Source organism: Francisella sp. AG1 (assembly GCF_057683165.1).
In genome coordinates, this window is record NZ_CM173135.1 from 116,376 (window position 1) to 133,708 (window position 17,333).

The following is a 17,333-nucleotide window of genomic DNA, read 5'->3' on the forward strand; positions in this document are numbered from 1 at the left end:
ATGGCTAGAAGAAACTTCTATGATTCAAATAAAAAATAATCATCTTCAGGTTCAAATTAATCCTTTGGGTGCAGAAATTCGTAGCGTTAAAAATATTGCTAATAATCATGAATACATGTGGTCTGGTGATAGTTCTGTATGGGCCGGGGTCTCACCAGTGCTTTTTCCAACTGTTGGTAAATCTAGCAATAATCAAATCAAATATAATGATAAAAACTATCTAATGGGCAATCATGGGTTTGCTAGATACTCTGTATTTGATGTTTTAGAAAAAAATGAAGATAGTGTATCTTTGTCTATTGTGACTACTTTTGAGAATTATCCTTTTAGATTGCAATTTAATGTTAACTATCGTTTGGATTCAAAAAAAATTGTAACTACCTACAAACTTGTAAACCTTGGTGAAGTCGTTGCATACTGTGGTTTTGGCGCACACCCTGCTTTTGCTTGCCCTTTTGATGAAAACCATAGTTATACTGATTATGAAATAGTGTTTATAAATGAAAAGAATTTAAAATTTCACCCTATTACTCCAGAGGCATTTTACACAGGTGAGATACAGCACCAAAGAGTTTCAAGAATTAATTTAGATAACCATACTTTTGATAATGATGCTTTAGTCTATAGTGGTTTTTTAGTTAAAAAAGTAAGACTAAAGGAGAAAAAGTCTAGCAGATTTATAGAAATAATTTTTGATGGTTTTGAATATCTTGGTCTATGGTCTAAACCCAAAGCTGCTTATGTTTGTATAGAGCCTTGGTGTGGTAAAAGTGATATACTTGGATTTGATGGTGATATAAATAAGCGAGATGGTAACGTAGAGATACAGCCACAAAAGCAATTGAGTCGAAGATATACGATTGAGTTCGGCTATTAAATATGAGTTTTTTAGTAAAATAGGTTAATAATTAAAATTAAAGAAAGGTGATTATGCTAGGCGATATTATAGGAATTATAGGAGATATATTTGTAATAATAGCATTTTTCCTTTTACAGACAAGAAGATTAAAGTCAGGTGATTTTAGTTACTTGCTATTGAATATCGTAGGTTCATTGGGTGTTCTATTTTCACTAATATATCATTGGAATTTACCAGCATTTATTATTGAGACAGCTTGGATTATGATTAGTTTGTGGAGCATGTATGGTTATCTTAAAAAGAAACGGTTTAAAATTTTTAAAGCTAGAGTTTAATCTGTTATAGAAGCAAGAACGTTTTTATAAATTATAGGCTTATCAGAGTTATGAATAGTTTTTAAATTCTCTTTAACTAAGCCGATCCCTTTGCAATATGTTTCAAGGCTTTTTGTTTTAATATTATGCTTTTTGATTTGCATATCTGAATCAGCTTCTAATTCAATACAATTTTTGTAATTTTTACCATTTATATTAAGCTCAGGAATTTGTTTAGTAAATTCATATGCATTTGTATAGCTACCATTAGCGCTTGATCCATTATCCTTTCTTATTTTATTAAATTCGATTTTAGCTGGGAATAATAATTCTTTTTGGTTCGATCCTGGATATATAGTATAAACAGCGTTATTTTCTATATTATATTTATATTGATATTTTGACCCAGAAACTTCTTTGTCATTAGATTCTTTCATTTGGCTAGTATATGTACAGGAATTTTTTTCTTTGTTACAACTTTTTACAGTAGTTTCGATTATGAGGTTTTCGTCAGGGCTAGAGCCTTGATAGTTATAGTTATATGTGGTTCCTACATTCGTTGATATATAATCACTACCTTTAAGATTAGAACTATATCCTATAAGTATAAACATACAAGAGGCTAAAGAAGTTAAAGCGAGTTTTTTCATATTATTTCCTTTTTTAATTACTTAATGTGACTTTACCATATGCAGGAATAAATATGTATTTTTAGTTTTAGAAATTTATTAGTTTATTTTTATATGATAAGTAGGAGTTGGGCGTAAAGATATATTTGATAAATATATTGACAATATGACTCTATTTGAGAAAATTAAACTGTATTTAACATTTAGTCGTATAATTCATTAGTTTTTATCACATGCTGATTTTTTGGTATGTGTGTATACGAGTGTATTATTAATTAGGAATAGTAGTATGATAAAGAGATATGATGTAGCAGAGATTTCAAAAATTTGGGCTGATGAAAATAAATATGCAAAAATGCTTGAGGTTGAATTGGCTATTTTAGAAGCTCTAGAAAATAAGATGGTACCAAAAGGTACTGCTCAAGAGATTCGCTCAAAAGCAGAAATACGTCCAGAGAGAGTGGATGAGATTGAGAAGGTTACAAAGCATGATATTATTGCTTTTTGTACATCTATCGCGGAGCAATTCACAGCTGAAACGGGCAAGTTCTTTCATTTTGGAGTAACATCATCAGATATTATTGATTCAGCTCTTAGCTTACAGATTCGTGAGTCGATGGATTTTGTGGTAAAAGATTTAGAGGATCTTTGCGAATCTTTGCTTACGAAAGCTCAACAAACAAAAGAAATTATTACTATGGGTAGAAGCCATGGAATGTTTGCTGAACCTATGAGTTTTGGTCAAAAATTTTTAGGTGCATATGTTGAATTTAAACGTCGACTAAAAGATCTCCAAGATTTCCAAAAAGATGGTCTCACAGTGCAATTTTCAGGAGCTGTTGGTAACTATTGTATTTTAACTACAGAAGATGAACAGAAAGCTGCTGATATACTGGGCCTACCTGTTGAAGAAGTCTCTACACAAGTTATTCCAAGAGATAGAATAGCTAAGCTTATTTCAATTCATGGACTTATAGCTTCGGCTATAGAAAGATTAGCTGTCGAAATCAGACACTTACATAGGAGTGATGTTTTTGAAGTATATGAAGGTTTTTCTAAGGGGCAAAAAGGTTCTTCAACTATGCCACATAAGAAAAACCCAATTTCCACTGAGAATTTAACAGGTATGGCTAGAATGCTTAGATCACACGTGTCTGTAGCATTAGAAAATAGTGTTTTGTGGCATGAAAGAGATATTTCTCATTCTTCAGCAGAACGTTTTTATTTACCAGATAATTTTGGAATCATGGTTTATGCTTTACGTAGAATGAAAAATACTATTGATAACCTTGTAGTTCAAAAAGAAGTTATTGAAGATAGGGTGAGAAGTACAAGTACTTACTTATCAAGCTTCTACCTTCACTTTTTGGTGGCCAATACTGAATATATGCGAGAAGAATGTTATAAGATTGTACAGCAAGTTGCTTTTGACCTTAAACCTAGAGAGTCGTTCTCACAGAAATTAAAAAAAGTTATGCAAGATGAGCATAATATATCTTTAAATGTACCAGAAATGGACTTTGAAGGGATAAAGAAAACTTATTTGAAAGAAATAGATAATGTTTTTTCTCGTAGTATGAGGTAAGTAATTCATATTTTATTCTAAATTATTTTTAATAAAAATTGTCAGAAAAAATATATCACTAGGCTAGCATGGCTTATTTTCTAAGATAAAAATAAAAGAATTATTTTGATGGTTTTTTATGATGCTCTCTAGAATGTTCTTTGTGATTATGTTGCTTAGTTTTATGATGTTTATGGCTTGACAGATCACTATGAGTCTGAACAGAGTGTTTGTTATGACTTGGGTCACCGCCATGTTGAGTATGAGGGTGAGATTTTTCATGATCTCTATGGTCTAAATGATCTTTGTTGTGTTTATGCTTTTCATTGCCGTATTTATTATCCATAGTTTCTGAAGTAGAAACTTTAGTTTTTTGCATTTTTTCTGACATAATGGACACCTTTTTTTCATTACCTACATATTTATGATAACAAAGAATTTTATTGTATTGAATAAGCATTAGCCTATAATTAGGTATTGTTTTTTATAAAACTTAATTTTATAAAGTAGACATTGAGAGAATCTATAGACTATACTAAAAGTATATTTTGGAGATTTTAGCTTTATATGTTATATGGACAAATTAAAGAAGTATTAAAAATACCCAGACATACTGTTTATACTCTTATTGTATATAGTCTCTTGTTAGGATTCTTATCATTAACTATTCCAGTATCGGTGCAAACTCTTGTAAATCTTGTAGGGGTGAGTTTATCACTTAGACCCGTCATATCACTAATAACTATACTTTTCATATTACTTACGGCAGCATTTTTTGTGAGAATTTTTCAATTAAAGCTTGTTGAAGATATTCAAAGAAAAGTATTTGTAGAAACTGTTTTAAGAATTGTTACAGCAATTTATAGAGTTGATTTTAATGATTTAGCAAAAATTAATGTTAGAGAAAAAATTAATAGAGCTTTCGAGCTAAAGTTTTTACAGAAATCTGTCTCAGTTATTTTTATAATTTTACTCGACATATTCTTACAAACTTTATTTTGCGTGATAATTTTGGCATTTTATCATCCATTGTTTTTGGTATTTGATATTCTACTTATCATATCCATTATACTAGCTATATTTGTGCCGTTAAAGGCAGGATATAAAGCTGGCCTAAAAGAGTCAAACTCTACATATGATATAGTTTATTGGTTTGAGGAGAAAACTGCTGAGTTTTTATCATTTAAACAACGTTCAGAACATGTATCAATAGAAAAGGTAGATGCTAAACTTTGTGATTATCTTGATGCGCGAACAGATTTTTTTAGCGTAGTACTTAAGCAGCATATTTATATAGGTTTAACTTATATATTTATTAATATATTGCTTTTGGGAATAGGTAGTTATCTAATTATAAATGGCCAGCTTTCTATTGGTCAGCTTATTGCAGCAGAGCTGCTAGTAAATATAGTCTTGCTTGGGTTATTAAAATTCAGCCAATATTTATATGATTGCTATGGATTTTTAGTAGCAATACGTAAGATTTTAGATTTACTTGAAGTATCCAAAGAAGGTCAAGGCCAAACCTTATTAGCTCATAATACGGTAGAATTTAGAGGAAAGGTTGAGCTATTGGAAATATCTCTTTCAGGTACACAGATGCAAGTGTTTGACTATACACAACAAAATTTTAATAAAATCTACTTAAGTGTGAAAGATGCTCAAAATTTGTTAAATGCTTTTTTAAATGATACGTCCGAAGGAGTTGTTAAAATAAATGATATTTGTTTAAAAGGCTATAGTAAGAAAAGTATCAGAGAAAATTTATATATAGTTAATGGGTTAGATGTGGTTGCTGGTACAGTAATGGATAATCTATATGAAGGTAATTATTCTCAAGATAAATTAAAATGTTTGAGTGAGCTTTTAAAATTATTTGATATTAGTTTTCTTGAGCAATATTTTGAAAAGAAAGTTGATTCAGAAAATATAAAATATAACTTAGAATTTGATACTATTGTTGTGTTTAAAATGAATTTAATAAGAGCTATTTTAAAAAAACCAAAGCTACTAATTCTTGTTGATACATATGAATTTAAAAATATGAATACACATAAGGAGATAACACAGACTTTAGAGAAGCTTGAAATTTCAACGTTAATTATATCTATTCGGAGGCTATGATGCAGTTAAAATCCTTTGAAAAGCTAAAGGAAGATCCTAGTTTTAGAAAGATAATTTTTCTTGTATTGTTTTGTATTTTTATAATAGCCTTTGTGTTGGCTTTGATACCGTGGCAGCAAACAGTAGATGGTTATGGTGATGTGACAACTTTATCACCTTCCGATCGGCAACAAGATATATCAGCACCTATAGGTGGTAGGCTAGGTAAGTGGTATGTGTTTGAAGGTGATAATGTTAAAAAAGATGATCCTATAGTTGAGGTTTTAGATCTAGATCCAGAAGTTGTATCTAGGCTGGAGGAAGAAAAAGCTGCAATTGAACTGGGTATAAATTCTGTCAAATTGGCTATCAAAAATACCAAAAATAATGTTGAAAGACATAAATATTTGGTTGATAAAGGAGCTAGTACACAAAGAGTCTATGAACAAGCTCAGATGGAAATGGTCAATTATACTAAAGACTTAGCAAAAGCAAATGTAGATCTTGCTAAGGTGAAGGTTCAAATTGCTCGTCAGCAGAGTCGACTAGTTAAAGCCCCAACTAATGGGATTATAGTTGATAGGATTCATGGTGTGGGAGGAGTTATTGTTAAAGATACTGATGCTTTAGCAACGATTATACCAGAAAGTGCATCACGAATAGTAGAATTGTGGATAAATAGTATGGATGTGCCACTTGTAAAGATTGGTGATAAGGTAATGTTACAGTTTGAAGGCTGGCCTGCTATACAATTTAGTGGCTGGCCTCAGGTTGCTATTGGCACTTTTGAGGGGGAAATTATATTTATTTCTCCTCAAAATAATGCTCAAGGCCGGTTTAAGATTTTTGTTAAACAAAGTGGGCGAAGAAATTGGCCATCACCAGATGTTTTGCGTATGGGAACAAAAGTACATGGTTGGGTATTGTTAAAAAATGTCAGTCTAGGGTATGAGATATGGCGTAGATATAATGGTTTTCCAATAAATCTAAATAGTACCCAGCTATCTGTGAGAATTGATAAAAATATGCCTGTTATAAAGCCTATTACAACGAAAGAGCGAGTAAAAAATCAACCATCAAATATAAAATAGACTTTTATATGGCTTTTCTTATTTTAGTTAGTGCTTTATAATTTCTATGTATTTATTCTAATATTAATTTATTTAGGTGTTTTATGGATAAGAAATTAGTTAAGCATATTGCTAAGCTATCAAGTTTTGATTTAACTGATCAACAGCTTGAGAAATATACTCAAGATCTTACAAATATTTGTAAGATCTTAGATACAGTTAAAAATTTTGATGCGCAAGGTGTAGAGCCTATGGTTTCACCTATTGTGACAAAGTTTAAGTTTCGTGAAGATATACCTCAAAATCAGGATAATAGGGCAAGTTTTGAAAAATTTGCTTGCGAGATTGAGGATGATTATTTTATGGTGCCACAAGTTGTTAAATAAGGTATACAAATGTCATATATTAAAAAATTGAGAGCTAGGTTAGATAGTGGTGAGATAACTGCTGTTGAGCTAACTAAACAATATTTATCGAAGATAAAAAAGCAAGATAAAGATATAAATTCTGTTATAACTTTATGTGAGGTTAAAGCAATAAAAGAAGCTCAAAACGCAGATGATATTATAGCTGAGGGCAATCAGAGCCTACTAACTGGTATTCCTATTTTACATAAAGATATTTTTTGTACCGAGGATATTAAAACTACCGCAGGCTCAAAAATGTTAGCTAATTTTATAGCTCCTTATGATTCGACAGTTACAAAAAATTGTAAAGAACAAGGTATGGTTACATTAGGTAAACTTAATATGGATGAGTTTGCGATGGGATCTACAAATGAATATAGCTATTATGGTGCTGTGAGCAATCCGTGGGATTTAAATAGAGTGCCTGGAGGATCTTCAGGTGGTTCAGCAGCAGCTGTTGCTGCAGGATTTTCACCTATAAGTACTGGTTCAGATACCGGAGGATCAGTTAGGCAGCCCGCTAGTTTTTGTGGTCTAACAGCTATGAAACCAACTTATGGAACTACTTCAAGGTTTGGTATGGTAGCATTTTCATCTTCATTCGATCAAGCTGGTATATTTGGACATTATGCAGAAGATGTTGCCATCATGTTGGATACAGTTTCAGGTAAGTGTGACTTTGATTCAACGTGTGTTGGCGCTGAAAAAAACCTTTTTACGAAAGATGTAGATAAAAATATTAAAGGTAAAGTTATCGGTTTTGATGAAACCTTGATAAAAGATTTGCCTCAGGAAATGAGTCAAGCTATTCAAATAACTCTTGAGAAACTTAAACAAATGGGAGCAGAAATAAAGTCTGTAAAAATTCCAGACTTAAAAGAGGCTCTTTCAACTTATTATATTATTACTCCTGCTGAAGCAGCGGCAAACCTGGCGCGCTATGATGGTATTCGCTATGGTTATCGTAATGATAAAGCTCAAGATTTAAATGAATTATATAGATTTTCACGTACTGATGGCTTTGGTGAAGAGGTTAAGCGTAGAATTATGATAGGCAATTATGTATTAGCATCTAGTCAATATGATTCTTATTATAATAAAGCTCAGCAATTACGCAGAGTTATGACAAATCAAGTGAATGAAATTTTTGAAGAAGTTGATGCAATATTTATGCCAACATCTCCTAGCGAAGCCTTCAAAAAAGGAGAAAAATTGGACCCTGTATCCGCATATTTATCAGATTTGTATACTATTCCAGCTAATATTTCTGGTTTGCCAGCTATTTCGTTTCCAATAGGTTTTGTAAATAGTATGCCTATAGGTGGACAGTTTATTGGTAGAGCTTTTAATGATAATGTTTTAACTCAATTGGTAGTACAGTACCAAAGAGAGTATGGTGTTGAAGAATTTATATTAGAGCAAGCGAGGATTTAATTATGAGTTGGGAAATGGTGATAGGGCTAGAAGTCCACATCCAATTAAATACACAATCTAAGTTATTTTCGACTTCTGCAACTAAGTATGGCCAACATCAAAATACGCAAGCAGCATTTTTAGATTTAGGTCTGCCGGGTACGTTACCTATTGTTAATAAAGAAGCCATTCGTAAAGCAGTTGTATTTGGGTTAGCAGTAGATGCTAAAATTTCAAAAGATAGCTTTTTTGCACGTAAAAATTATTTTTACCCTGATTTGCCAAAAGGTTACCAAATCAGTCAATCATATAATCCAATTGTACAAGATGGTGTCTTGGATATAAAAACTACAAATGGTCAAAAATCTATCCGTATAGAGAGAGCCCACCTTGAAGAAGATGCTGGTAAATCAGTTCATGGTTATATAGCTGGGCAAACTGGGCTTGACTATAATCGTGCAGGTACACCTCTTTTGGAAATTGTAACACATCCTGATTTTAGATCATCAGAAGAGGTTGTAGTTTACCTTAAAAAACTTCATAAATTAGTCAAGCACCTTGGCATTTGTGATGGTAATATGCAAGAAGGCTCATTTAGGTGTGATGTTAATTTATCTATTAAGCCTTATGGTCAAGAAAAGTTTGGTACACGAGCAGAGTTAAAGAATATTAATTCATTTAAATTTATAGATAAAGCGATTGATTATGAATATAACCGTCAGATTTCAGTATTAGAAAATGGTGGAGAGGTCTTACAAGAGACGCGTTTATATGATGCTGATGAAAATGAAACTCGCTCAATGCGTGCAAAAGAAGATGCTTTTGATTATCGTTATTTTCCTGACCCTGATTTGCTACCATTGATAATTACGGATGAGTATATTGAAGAAATTAAGCAACAGATGCCACTTAAACCAGAAGAACGAGAGGCTGCTTATCGTGAGAATTTGATAGATCAAGAGGTAGATTTTTTATTATCGAACCTTGAGATTGCTGATTATTATGACCAAGCTGCAGTAGTTGTTGGTTATAAGTCTGCTTATAACTGGGTTACGATTGATCTTATCTCTTCGCTAAATAGAGCAGAAAAAGAGTTTTCTCAAGATATAGTACCAGTTTCAATTTTATTAGAGATTATTGAAAAGGTACAAAAAGATATAATTTCACAAGCAAATGGAAAAAAGGTAATTGCACAATATATAGATTCTCCAGATTCTGTTGAGACTATTATTGAAAAATTTGGCTTGAAACAGGTTTCTGATGAAGGTGCGATTCGTGAGCTAGTACAGAGTATAATTAAAGCAAACCCACAGCAAGCGACAGATTTTAGAGCTGGTAAAACTAAACTTATGGGCTTTTTTGTTGGACAAACTATGAAAGCAAGTAAGGGTAAAGCTAATCCAAAACAAGTAAATCAAATAGTAATAGAAGAATTAAATAAGTAGGAGAATATATGAATTCAAATAAATTTTATTATGATTTGATGAAGCTAAATGTCCTTAGTAGCAGTTATGTTGATGATGCGTATAAGGCTGCATGGGAGGGTAATGTTTATCCTTTTTTTCATGATAGTAAGTATGAATTTCATTATGAGGTAGCTAAATATTTTGATAGAGCTGATGAAAAAAGTATAGATAAGCTATGTTCTATATTAGATGATTATGTTGATGAGAAGTCAGATTTTAGTGATTTTGAAAAAAAAGTTGAAAAAACTATTGGTAAAGGTAGTGTTTTCTATGTTTTAGATTATATCTTTAAATCTGGGCAGTATAAAAAATTATTAGCAAATATAAGGTTGAATAAGTTGCATTTCAGTCCGCATTTTGTTGATCGTTTTGAAGTTAATGGTTATTGGAATTAATATATATCTTATTCTTCGGTTTGTATTGCTAATCCAAGATATTCATTGGCAATGTATGTAAAAAGAGCCTTATGTACTTGAGTTGTTGGGTGTACCATATCCCAAAAAATATACTCTTGTGGTTCTGCACATAAAGTTCCAGTTTCAGCAGCTAGAATTGCACTAGTGACATCTGGAGTTAAAGGTATTTTGCTCATATCTATTTCAGTAGTATTTGCAGAATTTTGTAATAACTCTGGATCAGCATTCGATGTTAGTAACTCTTTGTAATAATCAACTGAAAGATTATTAAGACCATAAGAAAAATATCCACCTTGCCAGCAACTTTGAGTAGTTTTATTAGGATCAATATTAGTATGGTATTTTTTGTTAAACTCTTGTGTGTCATTGACTAAAGAGTCAAATACAGGGTCGATAGGAATGAATTCAACTTCATTTTGAGTTGCTGCAAAATTTTTTAATATATTATTATGTAAGTAAGAAACTTGTTTAACTAAGTTCTGGTTACCCAACTCTTTTGATTCTGGTGTTAGGGCTAAATTAGGTAGTCCAATAATTAGTGTTTTCTGAGCATGTACTGTTTTGACAGCAGAAATAATCGCATCGGTTACTTCAGTTGCTATATCATTTAGGGAGTTAGGATCTTGGTTAGGAGATATCGTTAAATAGTCATTTGCACCAATAAAAAAAATAGCTAAAGTGTTATTGGTATCGTGAGCGCCGCTGTCAACTGAATATGCTGCTAGCTCTGTATTTAGAGTGTATGGTAGACCAAGGTCAGTCCATGAAGGTTCAAAAACAACTGTAGCACCACCAACAGAATAGTTACTCATTGCTATTTTATCTTTTAATAGTTCATCTAAAAGCATTGCCCAGTTAGAACCATTTGAGAAAATTCCTCTATAATAAGGTGAGGATTTAGGAATAAGTCCATTAGTATATCCATACAAATTACCACTATCACTTAGACTGTCACCAAAAATAAGAATTCTCTCAACATTATTTAATTTACTATCTTGGATATCTGCATATTTTTGACATGCGGAAATTGTAAATATTGGTATTTGGTATTTTAGAGTAGTTGTATAGCTATGCCAACTATATGAGAAATCACTATTTTGATGTTCTATAGTGATATTTCCATTTAAGTTTTTAAAATATGCATTATTTGATGTCCAATCATTGTTTAAGCTATATTGTATAGAACCTTGGTCTTGTAAGTTTTGAGAATGATAGTTAATGTTGATCAAAGAGCTATAATCAATAACCTTGTCATTTGTATACTCGCCAATATTAATATATTGGTTAGGATTTAAGCTTTGGTTAATTATATTTTTACCCGTACTATTGCCAGGTTCTACATTAAAATATACAGGTGAAGAACAATTATTTTCTAATATAATTTCTGATCTAGCATCTCCGTAGCAAAATTCGCTAAATATTATAAAAATACATAACAACAACAAAATAAATCTTTTCAAAATATCTCCTTAATTTTAATTAAATATATTAAGTTGTAAATATAACAGATTATATTCGTTTTGTCATAATAAATTAGATATATACAGACATATCTAAAGTAACTGTATTCATGTGTTTGTTGTTATAAAGTTTTTGATATACGTATTCTGGTCCAATAAGAATATTATTATCGAAGTAGGCACGTTGTGATGAAACTATAAACTGTTGTTTTATACCGGTTGAAGCTCGTCCAAAAGAAAGCGCAGAAGCTGATAGTGCCATAGGGATGTTTGCAGCATTATATGATTGTCCATAAGAGGTACCAAAGTTAGTTTTTCTTCCTTTAAGAACAAGAGAGTAGTTTGCTGCAGTATACCAGCCACCCGCTAAAACATCATTACTAGTATTATTAAATTTATTTTTATTAGTTGTGGTTGCCCAACCAGTACCAATATTTAAAAAACCTCCTGCTATAGAATATGTAAAGTTACCATTTATATCTAAACTACCTATAGTATCACTAGGTTTAGAATGGTTTTTTAAAAACTGACTTAGAGAAGAATTATCAGCACCAGCTAGATTATATACATAACCAGTATTAAAACCTACGGCTAGATTTTCATTCCATTGTTGCGCGTAAAATAATCCAGTAGAAAAATTTATTTGATTATTTTTAGTGCCAAAAACAGCAATATTAGCATTCAAAATGTCATTTTTGTAATTAAGGGAGATATTGGTCACCCTTCCTGGAGCTAGAAACTTTGTTGTACCTCCTGTCCAAGTACCACCACCTCCAAAAGCTCCTACAGAGAGACTATTTCTTCCTGCTGTTAGGAAAAAAGGTGATGTATCTAAACTCCCAAATATTACAAAAGCATTTCCTAGAGAGAAGCTATTTAATTCAGTTGTATTAAAATCAAATTGTGCGGTGACATAGTGGCCTAAATTAGCGGCAAAATATAAGGTTGCTGCAGTAAGATATATATTTTGACCAGTATTGGATAGTTTAGTAGTAGCATTAGAAATATTGCTACTACCTGCCCATGCTTGAGCATCAGCTTCAATTTTACCTCCAAAAAATATAGAATAATCATCAAATTTATTTCTCTGACCAAGTAGTGTAGAAGCAAATAAACTACCTGATATCATTCCTATTGGAATACTATTATTACCTGAATAAGATCCTAAATATGTCACCTCACCCATAGTTGTGATTGCAGGTGCGTTACCAACATCGATTTCACCCTTTTGATTAAAGATGCCGCCAAGTGACTTATTTTTTAAATTTATAATTGAATTGTCTGAATCAACGTTTGTCATAATATCAATATTATTGATTTCAGATTGATATGTTTTAAATTGTTCTGAGGAGTCTTGCTGTTGACTGCTTTGATTTAATTTATGAATTTCAGTTTTAATTTTTTTTATTTGTTGTTCTAGTGCTAGGATATCTTGTTCTTGGCTTGTTGACTGAAGTTGAGTTTTATCTAGTTGAGTTAGCTGCTGCGATACTCCTAGAAATGGTAATATTAATATTATCAATATGCTGATAATGGTTGTGTTAGATATAGATGTCATTTAGTTTTAAAATGGCTATTTAGATAAGTTCCTAGATAATATCAGTAAATGATAATGATAATCAATATTATTTAATATAAATAATTAATATTATTATTTTTTTATTGAAATATAGTTATTTGGTAATAATAAAGGCGGTATACTAGAATATTAAGAGGTAGTTACATATTTTATGTAATTATTCGAGTGCTTAATTTTTTTAGAAAAATATAGGCTACTAAGAATCCTGGTATTGAGAGTGCTCCACCTAATAAAAATAGCATCGCATAACCTATATTTGCAGCTAAGAATCCACTTATTGACATTCCCAATATATATATGAGTAGTTCAACACATACTAAAATTGTGAAATCTGTACCAGCTTGCTCTTTTGAGATAAATTTCATAAATATAGTGTATAAAACTACCATTTCCATAAGGCGAGAAGCCATGTTTAATAGCACAATAGCAAAAATTATCACCTGATTATCTATTTTATATAGACTGATAAAGCCAAGTAAAAAATAGCAAAAAGCTCTTATTATGGCTAATAGTGTTAAAAGAGTAGTATCTTTATAAAAATTAAATAAATAGCTAATTAGAGCAGCCCCAAAGATTCCAATAATAGCGCTACCTGTGCCCATTACTATGCCTATTGTGCTTAGAGGGATATGAGAGTCAACTAGAAATGAAGATTGCATCCCCATAACTAACCCTTCACAAATACGGTAGCTTAAGCATATTATTAGTAGGGTTTTTGTTTCTTTTCTTTTGAAGAATGATTTTATCGATGGTATAGCGTGTTGATGTTGAGAATTTTCATTTTTTTCCTTTATTGTTAACATATATAAAAAAATACAGCTACTAATGATTACCATGTATAAGGTGATTTTATGCCATCCAAGTATATTATATAATGCAATTAAAGATGCGCCCCCAATCATGCTTCCTAGAGTAGTTCCTATTACTCTATAAAAATTACACCATTGTAGGCTTTTGGCTTGGGTTTGCTCAATAGAAAAGCCATCAACAGATATATCTTGAGTTGCTGCAATAGTAGACAGTAAAAAAGCAAGTAAAAAGATATAGTTTGAATAATCTTTAGGATTATAAATTGAAAACATTAAAAATAGTAGTATGGTAGAAAGCTGCATTATTAGAAACCAACTTTTTCTTCTACCTATCTTTTTATTATATTTTTTGTCGACAATAGGAGCCCATAAAAATTTTATAACCCATGGTAATAATAGAAAGCTAAAAAGCCCAATTTTTTCTAAAGAAATACCTTCGAATCTTAAAATAGTAGGTAACCCAAAGGTGCAAAAATATAATGAGATAGCTTGAGCTAAATATAATGTGGTGATATCAAAACGGTATTTTTTCATATTAGATTCTCTTTTTGTATGATTTGATGAGCCTTCTCCCAAGCAATGCTAGAGTTCTCGACAGCTATGCATTTAAAAGGCATGCCTTTAGCCATAGAAGGCGCATTAATTTTTTTTATCATAATAGGATCTTTTGTAATACGGATCATACTTAGACACCACCTAGCAAGTTCAGATTTTGAGTTTTTGAACCATTTTGCCTGTTTTATTCTTGCATTATGCTCAAATTGATAATTTTCTGAGAAAGAGCAAACAATTAAAAATTTTTGCTTTTTCTTAAGTATTTTGTCACAACTGCTAAGCCAATCAATAGCATCTTCATAGCTTGGTGAGCTGCCAAAATGCATACTAACAATTGGCCAATTTTGTATATTGCATGTAATCATAATAGGCTATTCTCCATAAAAGCCTTTCTTGAGCAGCTAAATAAAAAAGCTTGCTTTTCTGGTAAAGTTATTTTCCCATTATTTTTATAGCCTAATTTAGGGGCTATTTTTTGAAAAGCTATAACTCTAGTGTCAGGTTCAAAAATGACATTATTAGCACCAAGTTCGGCAAAACAATATTTACTAAGAGCTTCAACTAAAAGCTTAGAGTATCCTTTACCAATAGCTTCTTCTGGACCTATTAAAAGATGCCAGCCGTAATCATTTTTTTTAGTAGAAAGATAACTAGCAATACGATCTTGATTAACATTATAGATTTCTGCATAAGCTATTTCTTTATCATCTAAAGATAAAATAAATAGATTTTGGTTTGGTTTTGATAACATCTTGCAGAAGTGATTTTTTAAATCATGTTTTGATTTATCAAGATTCCAAAATTTTGCCACATGTGGTTTATTCATCCATAGGTGGATTGTATTGAGATCTTTTTCTAAGCAAAATGAGCGAAAGGATATTCTATTATGTTTAAATATATTATCTTTTGTTTCTTTAAATTTTTTAGCAAGATAAAGAGGGTTATCAATTTGACCAGTTGAGAGGACTTTTGGTCTTGCTGTATAATCACCATAGCCTACTTCAAATATTCTTAGCCTGTTTAAACAAAGTTTATCAAAGCTTGGTTTATATAGATCAAAACGTTTGAAACGAGATTTCAATTCAGGCTTATCTGCTTGGTATCGAGATATACATTGGTGTAATTTTTGATAAAAATTTAATTCTGGATAGTTTAGTTTATCAGCAAGAATTGAAGATATATATCTATAGTGAACGACAAACAATCCAGTATGTATGAATTGTAGTAAATAATCATCATGAACTTGAGGGATGGAGTTTTTTACTTTTTGAGGTAAGCTTTTTAATTCCTCAACAAAATTTTCACAGATATTGATATCATCAACAAAATCTTTCATGGCTAAACCAACAGGGAGGTTATCTTTGATAATTAGGATGGTATTTTCACCGTGTGGTGAAAATACCATCCCATACTTATATAAAAAGTGTAGGAGGGCAGGAATAGTATTTTCAAAAAACATTTCAAGCCATTGGTCAATATTGAGAGATGATTCTTTTATCATTTCACATAGCACACCATTATTCTCGCTATCAACATGCGTTAACGCAGCCATAGTCATTGCTTTTTCATTATTTTTTAACCTAGTATGGATGCTTTCTCTCCATATAGCGCCTAATTGTTCTTTAAAATAATAAGGAGAGTTAGGTGTCTCTGAGTAGTATGGGTGTTTACAATATGCACTAGCAAGTTCTCCAAGTAAAATAAAATTACTCTTCATTAGAAACTCATCGTTTTTAGCAATATTCTTAACCCATTCAGTTAGTATAGGAGCATTTATGGTTTGATCTTTGGGTAAGCCTCGATAAACGGCGGTGTTTAATATATTTAAAGGGAGCTTGATACTATACTTATCTGGATTAGAAACATTTGAAAGAGTTCTTATTGATTGCATAGCTAAATGTTGATCAGGTGACTTTCCTAAAAATATAATATCTTTGTCAGCAATATATTTAGCAAATTGTTGCATTAATGTATTTTCCCATTGCCATGGATGAACTGGTAAAATAAAAAAATCATCAGATTTTTTATTATTCATTTTTATAGTTTTATTAAAACTTTTAAGTGTATCAGTATTAATTTCTTTGGTAATTATCTGTGAGTAGTTAAGTTCAGAAGTACTTGAGAATGTTATCAAATTTTTATTTATAGCTATCCAAGATAAATTTATAATTTTTTGCATTTCTGGAGCGTAATTAGCATAATCATCAGCATTAAAACCAATTCGGCCTTTATTTATAACAAACCATGGGTGACCAGTCATATTACCTTCTATATGTGCATAAGGAAGTTTGTATATATCTTTAGCTAGAATTGGAGTTTTTTGTAGAATGGCTGTATCTGCATATATGGTATTATTAAGCTCTTTTATAAAGTGAGCAGTAGTCACCGGATCAATTTTTGTAATAGGTAGTGTATCAATGATGATTTGTATTGCATCATCAGCAATTTCTGAATTACTATTTTTATATCTGATAACTGAATTTTTGTGTACTACTAAATTGCTATAAATCCTTTTTGTAGCTTTGAACTTATAAAATAGTGATGGTGATACCTCTAGGGTATAAAGCTCTTGATCTATATCTTTTTGAATTGGAGCAAAAATTCCCTCATAACTAAATTCAGAGATTATTTTTTCTAAAAGCTGTATATTGGCAAGCTTGTGATAATTTGTTTTTTTAATCATATAAAC

The 17,333-nt window shown here is 31.1% G+C and carries 16 protein-coding genes; 9 read left to right on the forward strand and 7 right to left on the reverse strand.

From position 1 onward, the window contains the following. Positions 1 to 19 precede the first annotated feature (19 nt). Complete coding sequence (locus ACR0PV_RS00535; protein ID WP_488173116.1) at positions 20 to 877, forward strand: aldose 1-epimerase family protein; 858 nt, start codon at positions 20 to 22, stop codon at positions 875 to 877. 53 nt (positions 878 to 930) lie between these two features. Further along, positions 931 to 1,194: a CBU_0592 family membrane protein gene (locus ACR0PV_RS00540; protein WP_488173117.1), complete on the forward strand. Its 264-nt coding sequence runs from the start codon at positions 931 to 933 to the stop codon at positions 1,192 to 1,194. On the opposite strand, the gene ACR0PV_RS00545 is transcribed toward ACR0PV_RS00540, so the two are convergent. Further along, positions 1,191 to 1,823 carry a hypothetical protein gene (locus tag ACR0PV_RS00545; protein WP_488173118.1) on the reverse strand — a complete coding sequence of 211 codons (633 nt, stop codon included), beginning with the start codon at positions 1,821 to 1,823 and terminating at the stop codon, positions 1,191 to 1,193. The genes ACR0PV_RS00540 and ACR0PV_RS00545 overlap by 4 nt on opposite strands. A gap of 268 nt (positions 1,824 to 2,091) precedes the next feature. Between ACR0PV_RS00545 and purB the strand changes: the two genes are divergently transcribed. Beyond that, the gene (gene purB / locus ACR0PV_RS00550) at positions 2,092 to 3,387 is read left to right on the forward strand and encodes an adenylosuccinate lyase (RefSeq protein ID WP_488173119.1); all 1,296 of its coding nucleotides are present in this window, start codon (positions 2,092 to 2,094) and stop codon (positions 3,385 to 3,387) included. A 100-nt stretch (positions 3,388 to 3,487) separates the two neighbouring features. Here the strand turns inward: purB and ACR0PV_RS00555 are convergent, their stop codons facing one another. Next, positions 3,488 to 3,757 (reverse strand): hypothetical protein, encoded by a 270-nt coding sequence (locus tag ACR0PV_RS00555; protein ID WP_488173120.1) that lies wholly within the window; start codon positions 3,755 to 3,757, stop codon positions 3,488 to 3,490. Between the two features lie 176 nt (positions 3,758 to 3,933). On the opposite strand from ACR0PV_RS00555, the gene ACR0PV_RS00560 reads away from it, so the two are divergent. The 6 genes from ACR0PV_RS00560 (at position 3,934) to ACR0PV_RS00585 (ending at position 10,220) form a co-directional block, all read left to right on the forward strand. Next, a complete protein-coding gene (locus ACR0PV_RS00560; protein ID WP_488173121.1) occupies positions 3,934 to 5,490 on the forward strand; it encodes an ATP-binding cassette domain-containing protein in 1,557 nt (518 codons plus the stop codon). Further along, entirely contained in the window at positions 5,490 to 6,560 is a 1,071-nt protein-coding gene (locus tag ACR0PV_RS00565) for an HlyD family secretion protein (protein ID WP_488173924.1), read from the forward strand. Before ACR0PV_RS00560 ends, ACR0PV_RS00565 begins: the two co-directional genes overlap by 1 nt. Before the next feature lie 83 nt (positions 6,561 to 6,643). Next, positions 6,644 to 6,925, forward strand: coding sequence for an Asp-tRNA(Asn)/Glu-tRNA(Gln) amidotransferase subunit GatC (gene gatC, locus ACR0PV_RS00570; RefSeq protein ID WP_488173122.1), 282 nt, complete (start codon positions 6,644 to 6,646; stop codon positions 6,923 to 6,925). 9 nt (positions 6,926 to 6,934) lie between these two features. Beyond that, positions 6,935 to 8,380, forward strand: a complete 1,446-nt coding sequence (gene gatA / locus ACR0PV_RS00575) for an Asp-tRNA(Asn)/Glu-tRNA(Gln) amidotransferase subunit GatA (RefSeq protein ID WP_488173123.1) — start codon at positions 6,935 to 6,937, stop codon at positions 8,378 to 8,380. Positions 8,381 to 8,382: 2 nt separating this feature from the next. After that, complete coding sequence (gatB, locus tag ACR0PV_RS00580) at positions 8,383 to 9,804, forward strand: Asp-tRNA(Asn)/Glu-tRNA(Gln) amidotransferase subunit GatB (RefSeq protein ID WP_488173124.1); 1,422 nt, start codon at positions 8,383 to 8,385, stop codon at positions 9,802 to 9,804. Between the two features lie 8 nt (positions 9,805 to 9,812). Next, positions 9,813 to 10,220 carry a hypothetical protein gene (locus ACR0PV_RS00585; protein WP_488173125.1) on the forward strand — a complete coding sequence of 136 codons (408 nt, stop codon included), beginning with the start codon at positions 9,813 to 9,815 and terminating at the stop codon, positions 10,218 to 10,220. 8 nt (positions 10,221 to 10,228) lie between these two features. Here the strand turns inward: ACR0PV_RS00585 and ACR0PV_RS00590 are convergent, their stop codons facing one another. From ACR0PV_RS00590 to ACR0PV_RS00610, 5 genes are all read right to left on the reverse strand, one after another. Next, positions 10,229 to 11,701, reverse strand: coding sequence for an SGNH/GDSL hydrolase family protein (locus tag ACR0PV_RS00590; RefSeq protein ID WP_488173126.1), 1,473 nt, complete (start codon positions 11,699 to 11,701; stop codon positions 10,229 to 10,231). Positions 11,702 to 11,774: 73 nt separating this feature from the next. Further along, a complete protein-coding gene (gene fslE / locus ACR0PV_RS00595; protein ID WP_488173127.1) occupies positions 11,775 to 13,259 on the reverse strand; it encodes a rhizoferrin import outer membrane protein FslE in 1,485 nt (494 codons plus the stop codon). A 170-nt stretch (positions 13,260 to 13,429) separates the two neighbouring features. Beyond that, positions 13,430 to 14,623, reverse strand: a complete 1,194-nt coding sequence (locus ACR0PV_RS00600) for an MFS transporter (RefSeq protein ID WP_488173128.1) — start codon at positions 14,621 to 14,623, stop codon at positions 13,430 to 13,432. Then, complete coding sequence (locus ACR0PV_RS00605) at positions 14,620 to 15,009, reverse strand: hypothetical protein (protein WP_488173129.1); 390 nt, start codon at positions 15,007 to 15,009, stop codon at positions 14,620 to 14,622. Before ACR0PV_RS00605 ends, ACR0PV_RS00600 begins: the two co-directional genes overlap by 4 nt. Next, positions 15,006 to 17,327, reverse strand: coding sequence for a GNAT family N-acetyltransferase (locus tag ACR0PV_RS00610; protein WP_488173130.1), 2,322 nt, complete (start codon positions 17,325 to 17,327; stop codon positions 15,006 to 15,008). Before ACR0PV_RS00610 ends, ACR0PV_RS00605 begins: the two co-directional genes overlap by 4 nt. Between the last annotated feature and the right edge of the window lie 6 nt (positions 17,328 to 17,333).